Here is a 16,997-nt window from a genome sequence, read left to right as displayed (position 1 = left end):
GATATTAAATAAATGAAGTTAACATAATTTTAGTTACGTAATCTTATAATATAATAGTAACGAAACTATATCAATCAAGTGGTGGATTGTAACTAGTACAATGACATTCCTAATAAACGGGTGTTCGCTAAAAAGAGTATAAAGGGACGTTAAGTCCATAATGGGAAGTAGAGGCTGGTCATCTCGACCAGCCTCTACTTCATGCAGTTGGTATTATTCGTATTCATGCTTCACTTACGGCAAAGCTTGGAATGGAAGGACGAACGCTGCTCATCGCACGCTGCTTCGTCTCGTCGAGGACATGCGTATAAATTTGCGTTGTCGATATGTCTTCATGACCCAAAAGCTCCTGGACTGCGCGAAGATCAACTCCGCTGCGCAGCAGATCGGTTGCGAAGGAGTGCCTGAGCTTGTGTGAAGAGAGCAGCATACCTCTTAAATGTGGAAATTGTATTTTCAAGGCGTCAAAAGTCGTTTCCGTAATGGTCTGAACCATCCGTTTGCTAATGCGGCGTCCGAATTGCGATATAAAAAACGCATGCTCATCCTTCTTGTTACGCGGCTCTAACCGTTCATCAGTCAAATAATGCTGCAGCAGATCCAGCAGCTCTGGGGGAAGGGGGATGTAGCGCCACTTGTCGCCTTTGCCCCGAACACTCAAAGTCGTCCCGTCAATATCTATTGTATTCAACTTCACAATTTCACTGACGCGCAGACCCGCATATGCCATTAAGGCAACAATCGCTACATCACGCACACGATATTTGCCCTCGATTAATCCCATGCAAGAATCCAAATACTGCTTTTCCAGAAAAGCAGGCTTGCGGTTTTTGTCCACTTTGGCTTTCTCGATATCCATCGCGGGATTGGCCGTCGCCGCGTTGAACTTAATCATCACCTTATAGAAGAGACGAATAGCCGATTGACATCGATTCCGATAGCGAGCTCCCGCTCCCGTTTCGCGAACAAGAGTGAGATGGTTCATAATGTCGATGTTCGTAACGTCCGTAATTTTTTTGCCGTCTATGTTGATCAGGAAATGCTTCAGATCGTGAAGATAAGCCGTCTGGGTATCTTTGGCATATTCCCGGTCTTTCATGTACATTTGGAACAATTTAAGCTCCCGCTCATACGTTTCGGGTGGATAAGTCATCATGTCACACCTATTCTCGTTGTTTATAATCCAAATTGCATTAAATATAGATTTAATGCAATTTTATCATACCTTTTTTACGGGGAAAAGAGCCTAAAATGAACGGTTGGAGGACGTTTCGTGATAGTCGCTTAATCTTTTTCCAACAAATTCAATTAATTAATAAATCGTTTTGCCTCTGCTAACCGTTAATAGTAATGAGGTGTTGAACATGCAGACGGATGAGGAGTTAATTGAAGAAATCAAACGAGGCTCGCCAAGCGCGATGGAAGTGTTGATCAAGCGGCACTACAATCTGGTGTTTGCCTACCTGTATCGCAGCACCGGTGATTATCATCTTGCTTGCGATCTGACACAAGATACATTCATGAAGCTAGTCAAATTTATTGGCGACTATACTTCGCGGGGAAGTTTCAAACCGTGGCTGCTGCGGATCGCACTAAATACTTGTCGGGATTACATGAGAAGCAGTACCAAACGAACTCGCTTGCAAACCCAGGAAGTTGACGACTCTCTGCAAGATCCTAATGCCAAGGTCATCGACTTGATCGAGCAAAAGCAGGAGAGCAATCGGATTCGACATGCGATTATGGAGCTGCCTCCCTATCAGCGCGAAGCGCTAGTCCTGCGCTACTATCATGATTATAAAATCAAACACATTGCCGAGATCACTTCCAGCGGGGAATCTGCAGTGAAATCACGTATTTCGCAAGGACTGGCAAAACTAAAATCTATATTGAACAGGAGGGGCGGCCATGAACAGAAACGATCGAAGGGATAGCATGCCATCGGAAGCGGAGTTTGAGCACATAATCTCTCAGCTTCAGCATTTCGAGGTCAAGTATCCTGATGAATCCGAAGTGGCTCGTACGGTAGAAGCTGTGCAACGACATATGGCGCAGAGCCGCGCGGGCAAAGTTCGAACAGTCGGCATACGAATTCGTGAGCTGCATTCGCTGGCATTGTCAGAAATTACATTTATGAATCCGATGTATTGGATCACATGTTTAGCACTCTACGTTGCAGGAGTACTGCTCATCCTGGGAGGATTAAACGCGACATTCATTATAACGGCGATTGCTCCCATGCCGTTTCTGCTGGGATTGATGGAAGTGTTTAAAGGAAGAGATTCCAGAATGATGGAGCTGGAGGCTTCTTGCAAGTTTAACGCGGTCCAAATCATACTCGTCAGATTGTGGATCGTCACCGTCTATTCTGTTCTCGTAAATTCAATACTGTCCTTATTATTTACGCCAAATGGAGGAGAGTTGCTTCTGAAGGACGTCACATTGCTATGGCTCACTCCATTGTCGCTCACAAGCGGGCTTGCGCTGACCATGGCCGTTTCGTTCCGAAGCAGCCGAGTGGTCATTACGTTTCTCCCCATGTGGCTCGTTGCCTGTCTAGCCATACAAACGCTACCTTCTTTAAAAGCATATTTGGAAGCCGTCCAGCCGGCGGCGCAGCTTGCATTGGTTGCACTAGGCCTCGTATTCACTGCCATCCAAACCTGGAGAGCAGCGGTACGCTCGAATTCTTATTTTGAGAGGAACATGATGAATGAAACTTACGATTAGCGGACTAACCCGCTCCTATAAACATAAACTCGCCGTTGATGATGTTACGGCAGAATTAACACCTGGCGTATACGGACTGATTGGACCAAACGGAGCTGGTAAAACCACACTGATGCGCATGCTGGCCGATGTCCTGCTTCCCTCGAAGGGACAGATTTGCATGAACGGGGAGGACATCCGTACTTTGGATGATCGTTACCGGGATCAGATCGGCTATTTGCCGCAAGACTGCGGCTTCTACAGCCATTTTACAGCGGAGAGATTTCTGCGCTATATGGCATCTCTGAAAGGTATAAAGAAGGTGGAAGCGGAGGCGCAAATTGGCGAGCTTCTTCAGCTAGTGAACTTGTCAGGCGAGCGAAAGCAGCGAATTGGCCGCTTCTCCGGCGGAATGAAACGAAGACTCGGTATTGCCCAAGCACTGCTGGGCGATCCCAAGCTGCTTATTCTGGATGAGCCGACCGCTGGACTGGATCCCAAGGAAAGAGTCCGTTTCCGCAACCTGTTGTCGGATATTTCAGGAGAGCGGATCGTCATCTTATCCACGCATATCATTACAGACATTGAATACATCGCCAAAGAGGTGCTTGTGCTGCGGCAAGGAAAGTTGGTCAAGCAAGCAAAACCGGACCTTATTCTGAAGGAATTGGAGGGAAAGGTGTGGCATGTCACCGTATCTTCTGAAAAAGTGGATGAGCTGGAGCGTCATTATACGGTAGGCAATCTGTTGCGGAGGGGGACAGAAATCGAAGCAAGGCTGATTTCGGATCAACAGCCAACTGCTGATGCAGCTCTTCAATCCCCTCGGCTGGAGGATATCTATCTCTATTACTTTGGCGAAACGGGAGGAGACGACCGATGAGCCTGATCAAGCATGAGCTGTACAAATTGTTCAGTCAGCGCGTGATCTACATTGCGATGATATTCCTGGTCTCGATTCAAGTTCTCTATTTTTTTGCTGACAACAATATTAAAGTGCATAAACCCGTTCAAGCAGTGTTCCACGAGCTGCAACATATGACACCTGACGATAAGCTGGCATGGGCTGAACAATTGCAGGCTGAAGAACGCAAGAGAATTAATGATCAACTCCCTTATGATAAGACCCTTGAGCCACAAATCATTGCTTCCTACGAAATTACAAGAGCACAGGGGTATGGAATAGATGCTTCTTATTATCTTCAAGGCTGGAGCAATGTTCTCATGTTCAACCAGCAACTTGGCTACTATCTGATTGGCGCTCTCTGCATTATTGGTTTGTCCTCGATCTTCTCGCGAGAATATGGCTCCCGCATGGACAGCCTAATCTATAGCAGCAAGCATGGACGGAGAAGGACGGTATCAGCTAAGCTGGCCGTGACGGTTATCTACTGTGCCACAGTTTGTATGCTGTACGGAGCAGTTCAGTTGACCTTAAGCGGATGGTTCTATGATCTGAAAGGGAGCAGCGAACCGCTGAGGGCAATTCATCATTTTTTCGCCCAGACTTCCTATACCGGACCGATCTGGAGCTATTACATCATCCAAGTCCTTTTTACGATTGCAGGATGCTCAGCTTTGGGACTGCTCGTTACTCTGTTGTCTTCCCTCACCAGACATGCAATCATTCCGGCTTTTATCGGCGGAACACTCTACCTGCTGCCAGATGTTATGATGAAGCTGAATTTGTGGATTCCTTATGTATCGGAGACGATTGTTACGTTGTTTCCTTATTCGCGATTCGTCAGTCAGGATCATTTGAGTTTTGTCCATTTGGTGCCTTCCTATGAAATTGCCGGAGTGCCCATCTATAATGAAACGGAAACTTTATTTTACATAGCGCTATACATTAGCGTAACTTGCTTACTTGTATATTTCAGTATGAGAAAGCGCCAGGTCAGTTGAATGAGCGAACTTATTCGCCATGAACTGTCGAAAATAGCTGCCGTCAAACCGCTTTATTTCCTGATCGTCTTGTTTCTTCCGGTGCAATTGTATATGGTGTATTGGCAGCATCGCTGGCGTCCAGGTTCGGCGTGGGAAGGGATTAGCGCCTTGCCATATTCGATCGGGACTGTGTTCGAGGGGTTAATCATACTGATTGCATTATCGGGTGTGTTTACGATGGAATACAGCCTGCACACAGATGGTTTGATCAGGAGCACAAGACTCGGACGGACACGAATCGTCACTGCCAAAGTTGCTGCCGCTATGATTTTTATCGTCTTGATCGTCCTGTATATTTGGATCGTCAATATAACATCGAACCTCATGATAGAAGGGGTGGAGGGATGGTCCGAACCATTACACAGTTTGAATCGTTATTCACTAGCACCGTACGACTTAGCCGTCTGGATATACATTCTGTTGCAGTTGGCTACCAACTTGCTGGGTTGTATGGGTTTTGGCTTACTGGTGCTTGCATTATCTGCACGAACGTCGTCCATTTTAACAGTCTTTTTCATAGCCGGATTTCTATTTGCAATACCGTTCCTCATCCACAATTTCTCTGAGATGTCCTTGGCTTGGCTATTAAAACATGCCGGATTTACTGAAATCATGCGAGTCGAAAATCTGTTCAACCGCCCTCGTCAAGTTATAACGGGCAATTACATCTTGCCCCTACATCCCTCTGCATTTTATCTGTATGCTGTCTTGTTGTCTGCCTTATTGGCATGGTTAAGCTACCGGAATTATGAGCTGCGCAGGAGATGAGGATATTACGGTGAAGTGAATTGTCCATCAATGAGTTCTTTCTACTAAGGGAAGATTGAAACTGCGGAAATGTACAATAACGAGCTATGTTAACTATCTACTTCAATTTGCGAACCGGCACGTCCACTTCACCGCGCAACAAGGCGATCTCATGCTTGTAAGGGGGATCGCTGTATTTCTTTTCGCCAATGGAGGGGGTCTCCAGCAGCTTGGGAATATCGTCTAGTTGGGGGTGGTGCACAACATAACGGAGCGCATCAAGCCCGATATAGCCATGTCCGATGTTCTCGTGGCGGTCCTTATGGGAGCCGCATGGGTTTTTGGAATCGTTGATGTGAAGGACCTTAATCCGATTCACCCCAATAATTCGGTCAAATTCCTCCAGCACGCCGTCAAAATCCTCTTTTACCTTGTAGCCTGCATCATGAATATGACAGGTGTCCATACAGACAGATAGCCGGTCATTATGCTTGACGCCCATCATAATGGCCGCGATTTCCTCAAAGGTGCGGCCGCATTCCGTTCCTTTGCCTGCCATCGTCTCCAGGGCGATCTGGACATTGCGCTTATCGCTCAAGACTTCGTTCAAGCCTTCGATAATCTTCAGCAATCCGGGAACTGTGCCCGCTCCGCCATGAGAGCCGGGGTGGACGACAATTTGGTCGGAGCCTAGATATTCTGTCCGCTCAATCTCTGAACGCAAAAACTCCACTCCGTGCTCAAAGCGTCCAGCATCTGTGGTGTTCCCTAAGTTAATTATGAAAGGGGCATGAACCACGATATGGCTAATGCCATGCTCCTTCATATGCGCATGTCCGGCTTCCACGTTAAGGTCAGATAATGGCTTGCGCCGTGTATTATGAGGAGCACCCGAATAGATCAAAAACGTATTCGCCCCATAAGAAGCGGCTTCTTCACTTGCTTGAAGCAGCATTTTTTTGCCGGACATCGATACATGAGAACCAACTAATAAGGCCATTATGTTCATCCTTCAGTAATCATTTTGTTCTTAGTGTTGCCTTGTTTGGGCTGTGATAAGCACAGGCATGGTGCTCTATATGACAAAATAAGAGGGGACACAGGCTTGGCGCAGGTCAAGCACTCATGTTACTGTTGTATTAGTTGTACAAGATGCAGAAATGTCGTACATATTTCACCAAGAAAGCAGGGATTACATGCTAACACCTGTCACGCTCCAAGGAGAGATTATCCGATTAGAACCTATGACCATTCAGCATGCAGACGAGCTATACACTGCGGCTATGGAAGATCGATCAACTTTTTCGTATACGAATGTACCAGCAAGTGTAGAGGAAGCGCAGGCATACATACAAGGTGCGTTGTCGGGCTGGGAAGCGGGACGCATGCTGCCATTTGTCGTTCGACATATGGCAACCGATCGGATTATCGGGGCGACACGTTTTCTCGATCTGGAAGTGTTCACATGGCCTCCGCCTTGGCCGCCAGGCGTAGCAAAAGGAATATCACCGTCTGATGAGAACCCGCCGACTGTCGCGGAGATCGGAAGCACTTGGTATGCGGCCTCTGCACAACGGACAGGCGTCAATACAGAATGCAAGCTGCTAATGCTTACTTATGCATTCGAAGTATGGGGCTCAGTTCGTGTGACGCTTAAGACGGATGCGCGCAACATGCGATCCAGACAAGCGATTGAGCGTGTCGGCGCTTTATATGAAGGAGTTCGAAGAGCACACGTGCCTGCCAGCCATGGAGGTATACGGGATACAGCCTACTTCTCGATACTGGCTGAGGAATGGCAAGCCGTTCAATCCAATCTGCTTGAACGGCTTCAAAGAGGCTAAAAGAGTTTAAGCCTGCATCAGAAAACCATCATTTTAGCATTCAAAAGTGGCCTTTTTACGACCATAGAACATTTGTTCTGTTTTCGGGATTTGGATTGACCCTCACGCTTAAGCAATATGAGCGACTATTCGAGCTGCGCTTCGGTGTTTATCTGGCTGATCCGCAAATACTGGCATATACAAAGGTTACTCCGGGTAACTATGAATGAATCTCCTTAAACGAAGAAAAAGCCGTCGCATCTGCGGCGGCTTCGTACATATAGCAACTGCCATAAAAACGTCTATGTCTAAAGCTTCTAAGTCAAACGCACTTACTCTAAGCGCTTAGCTTGCGTTTGATGTTCGTAAACCACGTTCCGGTAAAGCGAGCTTGCTTCTCCCATTCCGCTTCACGAACTTTCCACAGCTGATGCGATACGTAATCATTCATGAACATGATGGCCAACTCCCTTTTCTCTTGTCTCGCTTCCATTATGCGCCAGATTTGCACGGAGAAAAAGTGTACATAGCTGCTTTCCGTTTTCCCCTTTTACGGAGCTTTTAAGAGTTAACTAAGAATAAAGCATCCACGTTCCAACAGGGTTAAAACTGAAGTAAAGTTATGGCTGTTTAGTACGCCCCGCCAAGCACACCCATTGTACTGAATTCTGCCTTTACAACATAACTGCTGGCCGTCAGATAGCCTACATTGAATAATGCTTGTTAGTCATATTACGACAGAATGAGAATGCTTCATAACGGTTCGCTGGTGACGATGTTCCTATACTTTATGTCATTAATCATTTTTTACTCACTTGCGTTTATAAAGAAAGGCACTTGAGAAGAATTAAGGTAGAGTTAAGTTAATGTTTAATTGGACTTTAGGCAAGCTTGTTATATTATACTCAAGACATCGAAAGGGAGGCATAATAAGATGAAAAAACTGCTTTTTACTTTATTGAAGATAGTAGGAATTATACTATTGGCTATTATCGTTTTAATGATAACTATGTATGCTGTTAATGCGATTAGCGACCGATCGGAGAAGTCCAAAATACAGTCATATGGTCAGCATGTTGAAGTAGATGGCAAGAACATGAACGTATTGATTGAAGGAAGCGGGGAGGAAACGGTTGTACTGTTGCCGGGTTACGGCACGGCAGCGCCGGCACTTGACTTCAAGCCGCTGGTGGACGAGCTTTCTCCACATTATAAGGTCGTTGTAGTAGAGCCATTCGGCTACGGATTAAGCGATATTACGGATAAAGAACGTACGTTGGAGAATATGACAACTGAGGTGCATACAGCTCTTCAAAAACTGGGTATTGACCGGTATATCCTTATGGGACATTCCATTGCCGGTATTTATGGGTTGGAGTATGTCAATCAATACCGCGATGAAGTGACTGCGTTTGTAGGAATTGACACGAGTGTTCCAGCGCAAGGCGGTGGAGAAGAGATACCTGCAGATGGATTTAACCTGCTAAAAAGCTCAGGTGTCTACCGCTTGCTTCTGAAATTGGCACCGGATCAGGTCATTGCTCCAGACGTTGATAAAGAGACATGGGATCAAATTCGAATGCTTACGCTTCGAAATACAATGAATGAAAATATCGCTAATGAATCCAAATATTTTGACGCAAACTTCAAAGCTGTCGAGTCCAAGCATTTCCCAGCGGATTTGCCGCTCATATTCTTCCTGGATGGTAACACAACGGATGTAGCAGACTGGATTCCAATGCATGAAGAACAAATCAAAGATTCCATTCATGGAAAAGTTGTCACTATGGACGGCACACATTACTTGCATCACTTATATTCCAAAGAGATTGCAGAGCAGTTTAGAGCTTTTCTGAGTGAAATTGAGGCCAAGTAATCAAGTTTGCGCCAAAAGATCCCTTCGAGCGAACCCATGACGCGGTTCGCTCTTTTTAAACCCTAGTTAATTAACATCATTAGTTAACATAATATTAATTAGGTAAACAACTTGTTAGTCTTCTATAAAAGAAGCCTCCAATACCGCTAATAAGCGAGTATAGGAGGCTTGATTCGTTTATTCGTATATATCCGTCAGCAGCTTGCCAAGCTGCTCCATCGCTTCTAGCTCGTTCTCACCATCGATCTCAAGCGTAACCTCGTCTTGTGCAGCTATGCCAAGCGTAAGCATGCTAAGCGAGCTCTTGCCGTTTACCTTTTTCCCTTTGTTTTCGACCTTGATCGTGCAAGGGAACGCGGATGCCGCCTGGACAAACACTTTGGTGGGACGTACATGGAATCCTGTAGGGTTTATAATCGTAAATGTTTTGCTAATCATAACTGTTGCCTCCTTAAGATTGGCTTTTTACAAAGTGTTGAATTTCATCCTGTGTCGTCATCGTTAAGGCTTGCTGAGATAGCTGCGACCAGCTTTCATAAGAGAGTCCGCCGATCTGTGCTCTTGCCGGCAAGATGGAGCTAGCGCTCATGCTGAATTCATGCAGTCCAAGACCGAGAAGAAGGGGAATAGCGCTCTCGTCACCGGCCATCTCGCCGCACATGCCGACCCATTTGCCTTCCTTGCGCGCTGCTTCAATCACCATTCGAACTAGACGAAGGACGGAAGGGTTGCAAGGCTGATACAGGTAGGATACGGTTTCGTTCATCCGATCAGCGGCCATCGTATATTGAATCAGATCGTTGGTGCCAATGCTGAAGAAATCTACTTCCTTCGCAAACAAATCAGCGGAGACAGCCGCCGCGGGTATCTCGACCATCATTCCGATTTCAATTGAATCGGATACAGTGATTCCTTCAGACAAAAGCTTCGCTTTCTCTTCTTCAAGAAGAGCCTTGGCATCACGCAATTCGCTCAAAACGGCTATCATAGGGAACATAATCTTCAAATTCCCGTAGCTGCTAGCCCGCAGAAGCGCGCGCAGTTGAGTACGGAATAGTTCAGGACGCTCCAGACATAGGCGCAATGCGCGCTGCCCCAGAAACGGATTTGCTTCCTTCGGCAATTCCATATAAGGGAGCTCTTTGTCGCCGCCGATATCGAGCGTTCGGATGACTACCGGCTTGCCGTTCATTTTCTCAAGAACATATTTGTAGCTGGCAAACTGTTCGTCTTCTGAAGGCAGTGAATTTCGGCCCATATAGAGAAACTCGGTACGGAATAATCCAATCGCTTCAGCGCCATGATCCAGAGCCTTCTGCACATCTTCCAGCTTGCCAATGTTCGCAGCCAGCTCTACGCGATGACCGTCAGTCGATAGGGTAGGGAGATTAACCCACTTGGCCAGCTCCGCTTGTTGTCGGTCATATTGTTCCTTTTTGCCTGTGAAATCGTGCTGCTGCTGTTCATTGGGATCAATGGTGACCGTTCCCGTGGTTGCGTCCAGCAGCGCCAACGTGCCTGTCTCGATATCATCGCTTAGCGCACCGACGCCAACAATAGCGGGAATACCCAGCGAACGGGCCATAATCGCCGAATGAGAGGTACGGCTGCCGATTTCGGTAATAAAGCCTTTGACTACATTCATATCAAGCTTAGCTGTGTCTGAAGGGGCAAGATCGTTCGCAGCGATAATGCAAGGTTCTGTTAATTGCGAAAGATCGGTTTGCGTGACTCCGCATAAACGATCGATTATCTTGCCGGATACATCTCTCACGTCTGCCGCACGTTCACGCAAATATTCATCGTCCATTCCCTTTAGGACTTCAATAAAGGAAGAGGAGGCAGTATGCACTGCAAATTCGGCGTTAACGGATTGATTTTGGATCGATTCGATTACTGCATCTATTAGATCGGGGTCTTCCAGTATCATCAGATGGCCCTCGAATATTTCCGCTTTTTCTTCACCCAGCTTGGCTTTCACGGAGTCGCGCAACTGCTCTAGTTCTGCTCGCGTTTCACGCAGAGCGGCTTGTAGTCGCTCGATTTCCGCAGTTGCATCTGTGATCTTTTTCTCTTCAATAACGGGCCCACTATTACGATAAATCAGAATGGGCGCGACTGCCATGCCTGGCGATGCGTTAATTCCTTGCAAAAGCAGTGTCATGAGCGATCACTCCTTTCCTTCTTCAGTGATTCGTATGCTTTCAGAATAGCGGTATGGAGCGGGTGATTCTCTTCAATACCAGTAAGTTCGGTAACAGCAGATCGAATTCCTTGTTGGCTCACGGTTTGCTGAATCTGCTCTGCTTCCGGATCTTCAGAGTAATCAAAGAGCAGCGCAGCAGCCATCGCTTTGGCCAGATACGGCGTTTCTATGCCTAGATCATAGGCAGTCAGGGCAGGTCTTACAAGTCTATCATTGGGAGACAGCTTGCGAATAGGGGAGCGCCCTACACGTACGACCTCATCGGTCAGATACGGATTGCGGAACCGCTCCAGAATCGTTTGAATATAACGGTTATGCTCGTCGGCATCAAAGCCATATTGGGCGATCAGTGCGCTTCCTGTCTCTTGCATAGCGCCTTCGACCTCCGCCACAATAGTTGGTTGTTTCATCACTTCTTGAATCGTATCGAAGCCATGCAGATAGCCGTGATAGGCGGCACAGCAATGTCCGGTATTAACCGTAAACAGCTTGCGCTCAATGTAAGGCTGCAGTTGATCGGCATAGTGTACGCCTGGAATCTCTTGATGATCAGCGGGAAGGGCAGAGCGATCCACAACCCACTCGTAATAAGGCTCCACCAGAACCTTCAAACGATCCTCATTTTGTTGAAGCGGAACGATACGATCTACCGCCGCGTCTGGGAAAGAGATCATGCGATCTGCCGCCGACTGTTGTTGCTCGGTAAGATGGCTGTAGACGAGCGATTGCAGCTGCGTGCTGCCGCCAATTGCATTCTCGCAGGCGATGATAACCAGCGGGTTGCCCGACTGCTCAAGACGACTAGTGATGCCCGAAGCGATAGAGCCGGCAATATGCCGGAGTATATTTACGCCAACGGCTGTTGTCACCAGATCCGCTTCAGCAATGGCCTCCGCAACTCGCGCCTGATCGCTGCCATGAATGGCGGTTACATGATCGACTGTAAAGGCTTCCTGCTTATCTCCGGCATAGACAACCGTATATTGTCCGCGCTCCTGGAGCAACTGGACAAGCTCCTGATCCACATCCACAAAGGTAACTTGATAGCCGGCCTGGGACAATAGCAGGCCGATAAAGCCGCGCCCGATGTTGCCCCCGCCAAAATGAACGGCCTTCATCATTCCATACCTTCTTCGAAGATGCGAAGGAGGTCTTCTTTGCTTGATGCATTCAAAATTCGCTCCATATCATCTTCATCGGAGACAAGAACAGCCAGGCTGGACAGCAGCTCCAGATGCTCATCGCCTACAGCGGCAAGACCTATAACCAGACGAGCCGGCTCTCCGCCGAATTCCACTTCATTCGCTAACACTACAACGGAGATGCCTGTGGATTTAATCAGAGCCTTGGAGTCATTCGTACCATGGGGCATTGCAAGTCCTCCGCCTAGGTAAGTCGAGGAGACGCCTTCACGCTCGATCATTTTTTCGATATAAGCTGGCGGTACGTGGCCCGCATCAACCAGCAGCTGTCCGGCAAGACGGATCGCTTCGAATTTATCGGTAACCTCTGCGTTCAAAATAATGGTGTTTGTTGTCAGTATGCTCATGATGATTCGCTCCATTCCAATTTGGATTTCATATATATCTCTAGCTGACGGGACATAAACGAGCGGATGCGTTCGGCCTTGCCTTCACTCAGCAGCTGATTCATCTCTGGAAGCAGCAGCATTGCGCTTATCTCGCTTAACAGCTCCAGTGCAAGCCGGTTTAGACCCGCTGGAGCAAGCATAATAAGAAATTGCGAGGCCTGCTGCTGTTCATTGTCATTGAGCATCAGCGGCTCCTTAAGTCGGAATAACGAGATGATTGGCCTTGTGATGAGCTCGCTTCGCGTATGAAACATCGCCAGGCTGGTATCGGGTATAAAGACGCTGCCTTGTTGTTCGCGCTGGACAAGCAGCGTTGCAATGGCATTTGTATGCTGTAGCTCTTCTTTTTGAAGCATGTGGGACAGCGAATCCTCTAGAAGCTGCTGGAGAATGGACCCATGCTCGCGATTTAGCTCGTAAACGCCAAATGTCTCCAATATCATCACAGTCTCCATAGCAAAGCGGTTGAGCAGATTAAGCCGCTCCCACGCGTCTTGCTTAGGAGCCGATTCATCTATGATTTCAGTCGAGAAGGACAGCTCCCGGATATGACTGCGCAACCTCTCTGCTTCATCCTTGGTCAGCAGGGGGCTAAGCTTAATGTAACGCTCCGGCTCTATCGGCAAATCAACTGTCGAGATGATCAAATCGTATTTCTCCCGAGGCATGCGCGAAGCTTCATACCAGGAGTAGTGCCCAAGCAGCTCTACTTGGGGGATTTCCTTGACGATACGGACAGCGAGAAGCTTGGATGAGCCAATGCCGCTCGTACAGACCAGAAGGGCCCGCACTTGTCTCGGCACAAGCTTCCAGCGCTCGATGGCTGCGCCGAAATGCATGGCTAGATAGCCGGCTTCTTCTTCGGGAATTACGATGTCCGGCCATGCTTGCGACGCACTGCGGATCGTGGAATCCAATAAGGATTCATAATCGCTTTTGATTTGAGCGAGCAGGGGATTGCGGATGGTTTCACCCTGCTGCAGCCGATCAAGCGCATGACCCAGATGGCTGATCAAGCCTTCGAGCAACGTTCGATCCTTATGAAAGGGAGTACCCGTTTCTTCTTCCATTTGACGAATGAGGGAGATGGCTCGCTCGGCAAGTCCAAGCCCGTATTGCTCCAGCAAGGCCGATGCGCTGCGCCTATCCCTCTCTTTGGCTTGATCGAGCAGCGATTGCATATAGGCAAGCTCCTCGTCTGGCAGCTCCTTAATCCCGAGAGAAGCGGCAAGAGCAGTAAGCTTTTGCTTGCTCTCTTCACTGATGAGCATAGGGGACATGTCGGCTGGCGCATCGATCAAATGTCCCCTTTGTATACGAATAAAGGCAACGGATAACCGGACCAGAAGCCGATTATAGTCGGCTTCCTTTAATCTTCTTACCCAATTCTCATCCAATTGCCATAATGTGCGTTCTACCGAGAGCAAGGCATCGTGGCCAACCAGCTTAAGAAGCTGATGGGTCGTCGGCCAGATTTTCTTTCTGGATAAGGCGCCTAGAAAATCATCTATATATTCTTCAGCTAATTTGACAATAAAATTACGGCGGACGGCTTCCTCACCGGTAATCTCGATGCCATACCCGCGCCGTCTTACGAGAGCAAGTCCGCTGCTCGTCAGCGCAGTCTCCAATTCCTCAAGGTCCCGGCTGACGGTAGGGATCGCAGCCTGTACTTCGCTTGCCAGCGAGAACAGCTTGATCGGTTCGTCTTGGCTAAGCAATTGACACAGAATAAGTACCTTGCGCTCATCAGGCGAATACGTCTCTGTGTCCGTTTGCCGTAATTGCTCCTGGAACACGATAAGGCTGCGCTCATGGCCCATGAGCTTAATGCCAGAACCGGATTTTTTCACAAGCGCTATATCATAGCCCGCCAGTACCGGGTCCAAGATCTGAAGCTCGCGGTGTACTGTTCTGGAGCTAATGCCAATGGTCTGACCCAGCTGCTCAGCTGTAATATCGTCCTGCCGGCTAAGCAGCAGCTCCAATATTTTGCGTTGTCTATTGGATACTTTCATAGTCCGGCGGCCTCCTCTGCGGAAAATTAACGTAACGCAGGCGCATCTGCACGCCAGCGTTACGGATTCTTATTATGTGCCTAATCGGTCCACTAACTCGTCATATTGCGGACTCTTCAGGAAGTCATCAATGGAGATATGCTCCGCCGCAGGAACCTTCAGCCGCGCCCGGTCTGTCAGCGTTTTGTGCGTAATGACGATGTCGGCGTCGCTTGGAAGATCGTTGATGGCCGTATTGATCACCGTCACATTAATGCCTGCTTTCGTCATCTTCTTCCGCAAGATGGAAGCTCCCATGGCGCTGGAGCCCATTCCCGCATCGCAAGCGAATACGATTTTCTCGACGTTTTCTTTCGATTTAGGTGCAACTTCCGGAGCAGTGGAAGCTAGGGAAGTCCCTTTGGACTGGGCCTTCATTTCTTTCATTTTGCTTTGTGCAGATTCCAGATCGTCTTCTTTTTGCTTGGACGTCTTCATCAGCAAGGCAGCGACGAGGAACGATACAATCGTTGCTACTATAACCCCGCTAAGCATCGGCAGCCATCCGCCTTTAGGCGTCATAGCGAAGTAAGCGAATATACTTCCCGGGGAAGGGGTGGCAACAAGACCAGCACCGAACAGGACAAACGTGAAGGTACCAGCCACACCGCCCGCAATCGCTGCCAAAATCAATCTCGGATTCATCAGGATGTAAGGGAAGTAGATCTCATGAATACCGCCCAGGAAGTGAATGACGACCGCGCCTGGTGCGGATTGCTTCGCAGCTCCGCGTCCGAACAGCCAGAACGCAAGCAGAATGCCAAGGCCAGGTCCTGGATTCGATTCAAGCATGAAGATAATCGATTGGCCTGTTTTGGTCGCTTGATCGAGTGCGATCGGGCCAAGTACGCCGTGATTAATGGCATTATTGAGGAACAATACTTTTGCCGGCTCAATAATTACGTTCGTAAGCGGTAGCAGACCCATGTCAATCAGCCATTGAACGCCACTTGCCAGTCCTTTGCTAATCATTTCGACTACTGGTCCAACGCCTTTATATGCCCCTAACGCGAGCAGACCGCCGATGATGCCGGAGGAGAAGTTGTTGATCAGCATTTCGAATCCGGAAGGAATCTTGCCCTCAATGGATTCATCGAATTTTTTAAGTATCCATGCGGCCAGTGGACCGATAATCATCGCTCCAAGGAACATTGGGATGTCCGAGCCGATAATGACGCCCATGGTTGCGACAGCGCCGATAACGCCGCCCCGCGTGCTGTGAATCATTTGACCGCCGGTATAGCCGATCAGAATAGGCAAGAGATAGGTAATCATAGGTCCGACAAGCGCTGCCAGACTTTCATTCGGGAACCATCCGGTTGGGATGAACAGGGCAGTAATCAAGCCCCAAGCAATAAAAGCTCCGATATTGGGCATGACCATGCCGCTTAAAAATCTTCCAAATTTCTGAATGGCGACTTTGGCGCCTTGTTCGGAAGCTGATTGCTGTTGTTGACTCATAATCAGTTGACCTCCTTTTTGGGATAATAAATCTTTGTTGCTTTCGTGAAGCTGTAGTCATCATAATACGTAAGCGTTTTCAATATCAATCAAATGAAAAGCAGCTTTCGTCATGAAAGCTGTTGACAACATGTTATGTGGTTGTGTTTGAAAGCATGAATAATACAAGAAGTAAGCGCATTATGACGGCATTTTGGAGCCAAAACAGATGGGACGGAAACAATCTAAAAAGGGCAGAGAGCAGAGCTAGTTATGAAAATAATTCGGGATCGATCTGTTGTCTTAGTAAAAATTATTCCTCATAAGAGGCCATAATAAACCCATCAGGTCAGAAGATCATCAGACATAATGATGTGTAAGAAGAGAGTAATCGGATGGGATCAAAGAAAATCAGCGGCGGCTCGAATGTTCGCAGGATGGAGAAGTGACCCTTTAATATAAAAAACGCATGATCTTAAGCTTTTTAGCTTAAGGTCATACGTTTATCCGAGAAATCATTGGGTAGATTTGAAAAGCTTCTTTACTTTTTTAAAGACTGATTTCTTTACTTTTTTAAAGACTGATTTTCTACTGCTGCAAA

Annotated in this window: 15 protein-coding genes; 7 read left to right on the top strand and 8 right to left on the bottom strand. The window is 47.6% G+C overall.

Annotated elements, in window-relative coordinates:
- Window positions 1–223: 223 nt before the first annotated feature.
- Window positions 224–1,156, bottom strand: a complete 933-nt coding sequence (locus DX130_RS08045; protein ID WP_116044220.1) for a tyrosine-type recombinase/integrase — start codon at window positions 1,154–1,156, stop codon at window positions 224–226.
- A gap of 208 nt (window positions 1,157–1,364) precedes the next feature.
- Here DX130_RS08045 and DX130_RS08040 point away from each other — a divergent pair, with 208 nt between their 5' ends.
- From DX130_RS08040 to DX130_RS08020, 5 genes are read left to right on the top strand one after another with little or no spacing between them, the layout of a single operon-like run.
- Window positions 1,365–1,934: an RNA polymerase sigma factor gene (locus tag DX130_RS08040; protein ID WP_116044219.1), complete on the top strand. Its 570-nt coding sequence runs from the start codon at window positions 1,365–1,367 to the stop codon at window positions 1,932–1,934.
- The gene (locus DX130_RS08035; protein WP_116044217.1) at window positions 1,909–2,730 is read left to right on the top strand and encodes a hypothetical protein; all 822 of its coding nucleotides are present in this window, start codon (window positions 1,909–1,911) and stop codon (window positions 2,728–2,730) included. Before DX130_RS08040 ends, DX130_RS08035 begins: the two co-directional genes overlap by 26 nt.
- Entirely contained in the window at window positions 2,714–3,592 is an 879-nt protein-coding gene (locus tag DX130_RS08030) for an ABC transporter ATP-binding protein (RefSeq protein WP_116044215.1), read from the top strand. Before DX130_RS08035 ends, DX130_RS08030 begins: the two co-directional genes overlap by 17 nt.
- A complete protein-coding gene (locus DX130_RS08025) occupies window positions 3,589–4,614 on the top strand; it encodes a hypothetical protein (RefSeq protein WP_116044213.1) in 1,026 nt (341 codons plus the stop codon). Before DX130_RS08030 ends, DX130_RS08025 begins: the two co-directional genes overlap by 4 nt.
- Entirely contained in the window at window positions 4,615–5,424 is an 810-nt protein-coding gene (locus DX130_RS08020) for an ABC transporter permease (protein ID WP_116044211.1), read from the top strand.
- Between the two features lie 97 nt (window positions 5,425–5,521).
- Here the strand turns inward: DX130_RS08020 and DX130_RS08015 are convergent, their stop codons facing one another.
- Window positions 5,522–6,403 (bottom strand): deoxyribonuclease IV, encoded by an 882-nt coding sequence (locus DX130_RS08015; RefSeq protein ID WP_116044210.1) that lies wholly within the window; start codon window positions 6,401–6,403, stop codon window positions 5,522–5,524.
- A 196-nt stretch (window positions 6,404–6,599) separates the two neighbouring features.
- Here DX130_RS08015 and DX130_RS08010 point away from each other — a divergent pair, with 196 nt between their 5' ends.
- Complete coding sequence (locus tag DX130_RS08010; RefSeq protein ID WP_116044208.1) at window positions 6,600–7,247, top strand: GNAT family N-acetyltransferase; 648 nt, start codon at window positions 6,600–6,602, stop codon at window positions 7,245–7,247.
- Window positions 7,248–8,160: 913 nt separating this feature from the next.
- The gene (locus DX130_RS08005; RefSeq protein WP_116044207.1) at window positions 8,161–9,102 is read left to right on the top strand and encodes an alpha/beta hydrolase; all 942 of its coding nucleotides are present in this window, start codon (window positions 8,161–8,163) and stop codon (window positions 9,100–9,102) included.
- A 177-nt stretch (window positions 9,103–9,279) separates the two neighbouring features.
- On the opposite strand, the gene DX130_RS08000 is transcribed toward DX130_RS08005, so the two are convergent.
- The 6 genes from DX130_RS08000 to DX130_RS07975 form a co-directional block, all read right to left on the bottom strand.
- A complete protein-coding gene (locus DX130_RS08000) occupies window positions 9,280–9,540 on the bottom strand; it encodes an HPr family phosphocarrier protein (protein WP_116044205.1) in 261 nt (86 codons plus the stop codon).
- A gap of 13 nt (window positions 9,541–9,553) precedes the next feature.
- A complete protein-coding gene (gene ptsP / locus DX130_RS07995; protein WP_116044203.1) occupies window positions 9,554–11,266 on the bottom strand; it encodes a phosphoenolpyruvate--protein phosphotransferase in 1,713 nt (570 codons plus the stop codon).
- Window positions 11,263–12,426, bottom strand: coding sequence for a mannitol-1-phosphate 5-dehydrogenase (locus tag DX130_RS07990; RefSeq protein WP_116045833.1), 1,164 nt, complete (start codon window positions 12,424–12,426; stop codon window positions 11,263–11,265). The genes ptsP and DX130_RS07990 overlap by 4 nt, the downstream gene beginning before the upstream one ends.
- The gene (locus DX130_RS07985; RefSeq protein WP_116044201.1) at window positions 12,426–12,857 is read right to left on the bottom strand and encodes a PTS mannitol transporter subunit IIA; all 432 of its coding nucleotides are present in this window, start codon (window positions 12,855–12,857) and stop codon (window positions 12,426–12,428) included. The genes DX130_RS07990 and DX130_RS07985 overlap by 1 nt, the downstream gene beginning before the upstream one ends.
- A complete protein-coding gene (locus tag DX130_RS07980; RefSeq protein WP_116044200.1) occupies window positions 12,854–14,917 on the bottom strand; it encodes a BglG family transcription antiterminator in 2,064 nt (687 codons plus the stop codon). The genes DX130_RS07985 and DX130_RS07980 overlap by 4 nt, the downstream gene beginning before the upstream one ends.
- 72 nt (window positions 14,918–14,989) lie before the next feature.
- Complete coding sequence (locus tag DX130_RS07975; RefSeq protein WP_116044198.1) at window positions 14,990–16,417, bottom strand: PTS mannitol transporter subunit IIBC; 1,428 nt, start codon at window positions 16,415–16,417, stop codon at window positions 14,990–14,992.
- Window positions 16,418–16,997: the final 580 nt, after the last annotated feature.

This window comes from Paenibacillus paeoniae, assembly GCF_003388735.1.
Taxonomy (GTDB): Bacteria; Bacillota; Bacilli; order Paenibacillales; family Paenibacillaceae; genus Pristimantibacillus; species Pristimantibacillus paeoniae.
Note: the sequence above shows the minus strand (reverse complement) of the source record. Positions and strands in the feature narration are given on the sequence as shown.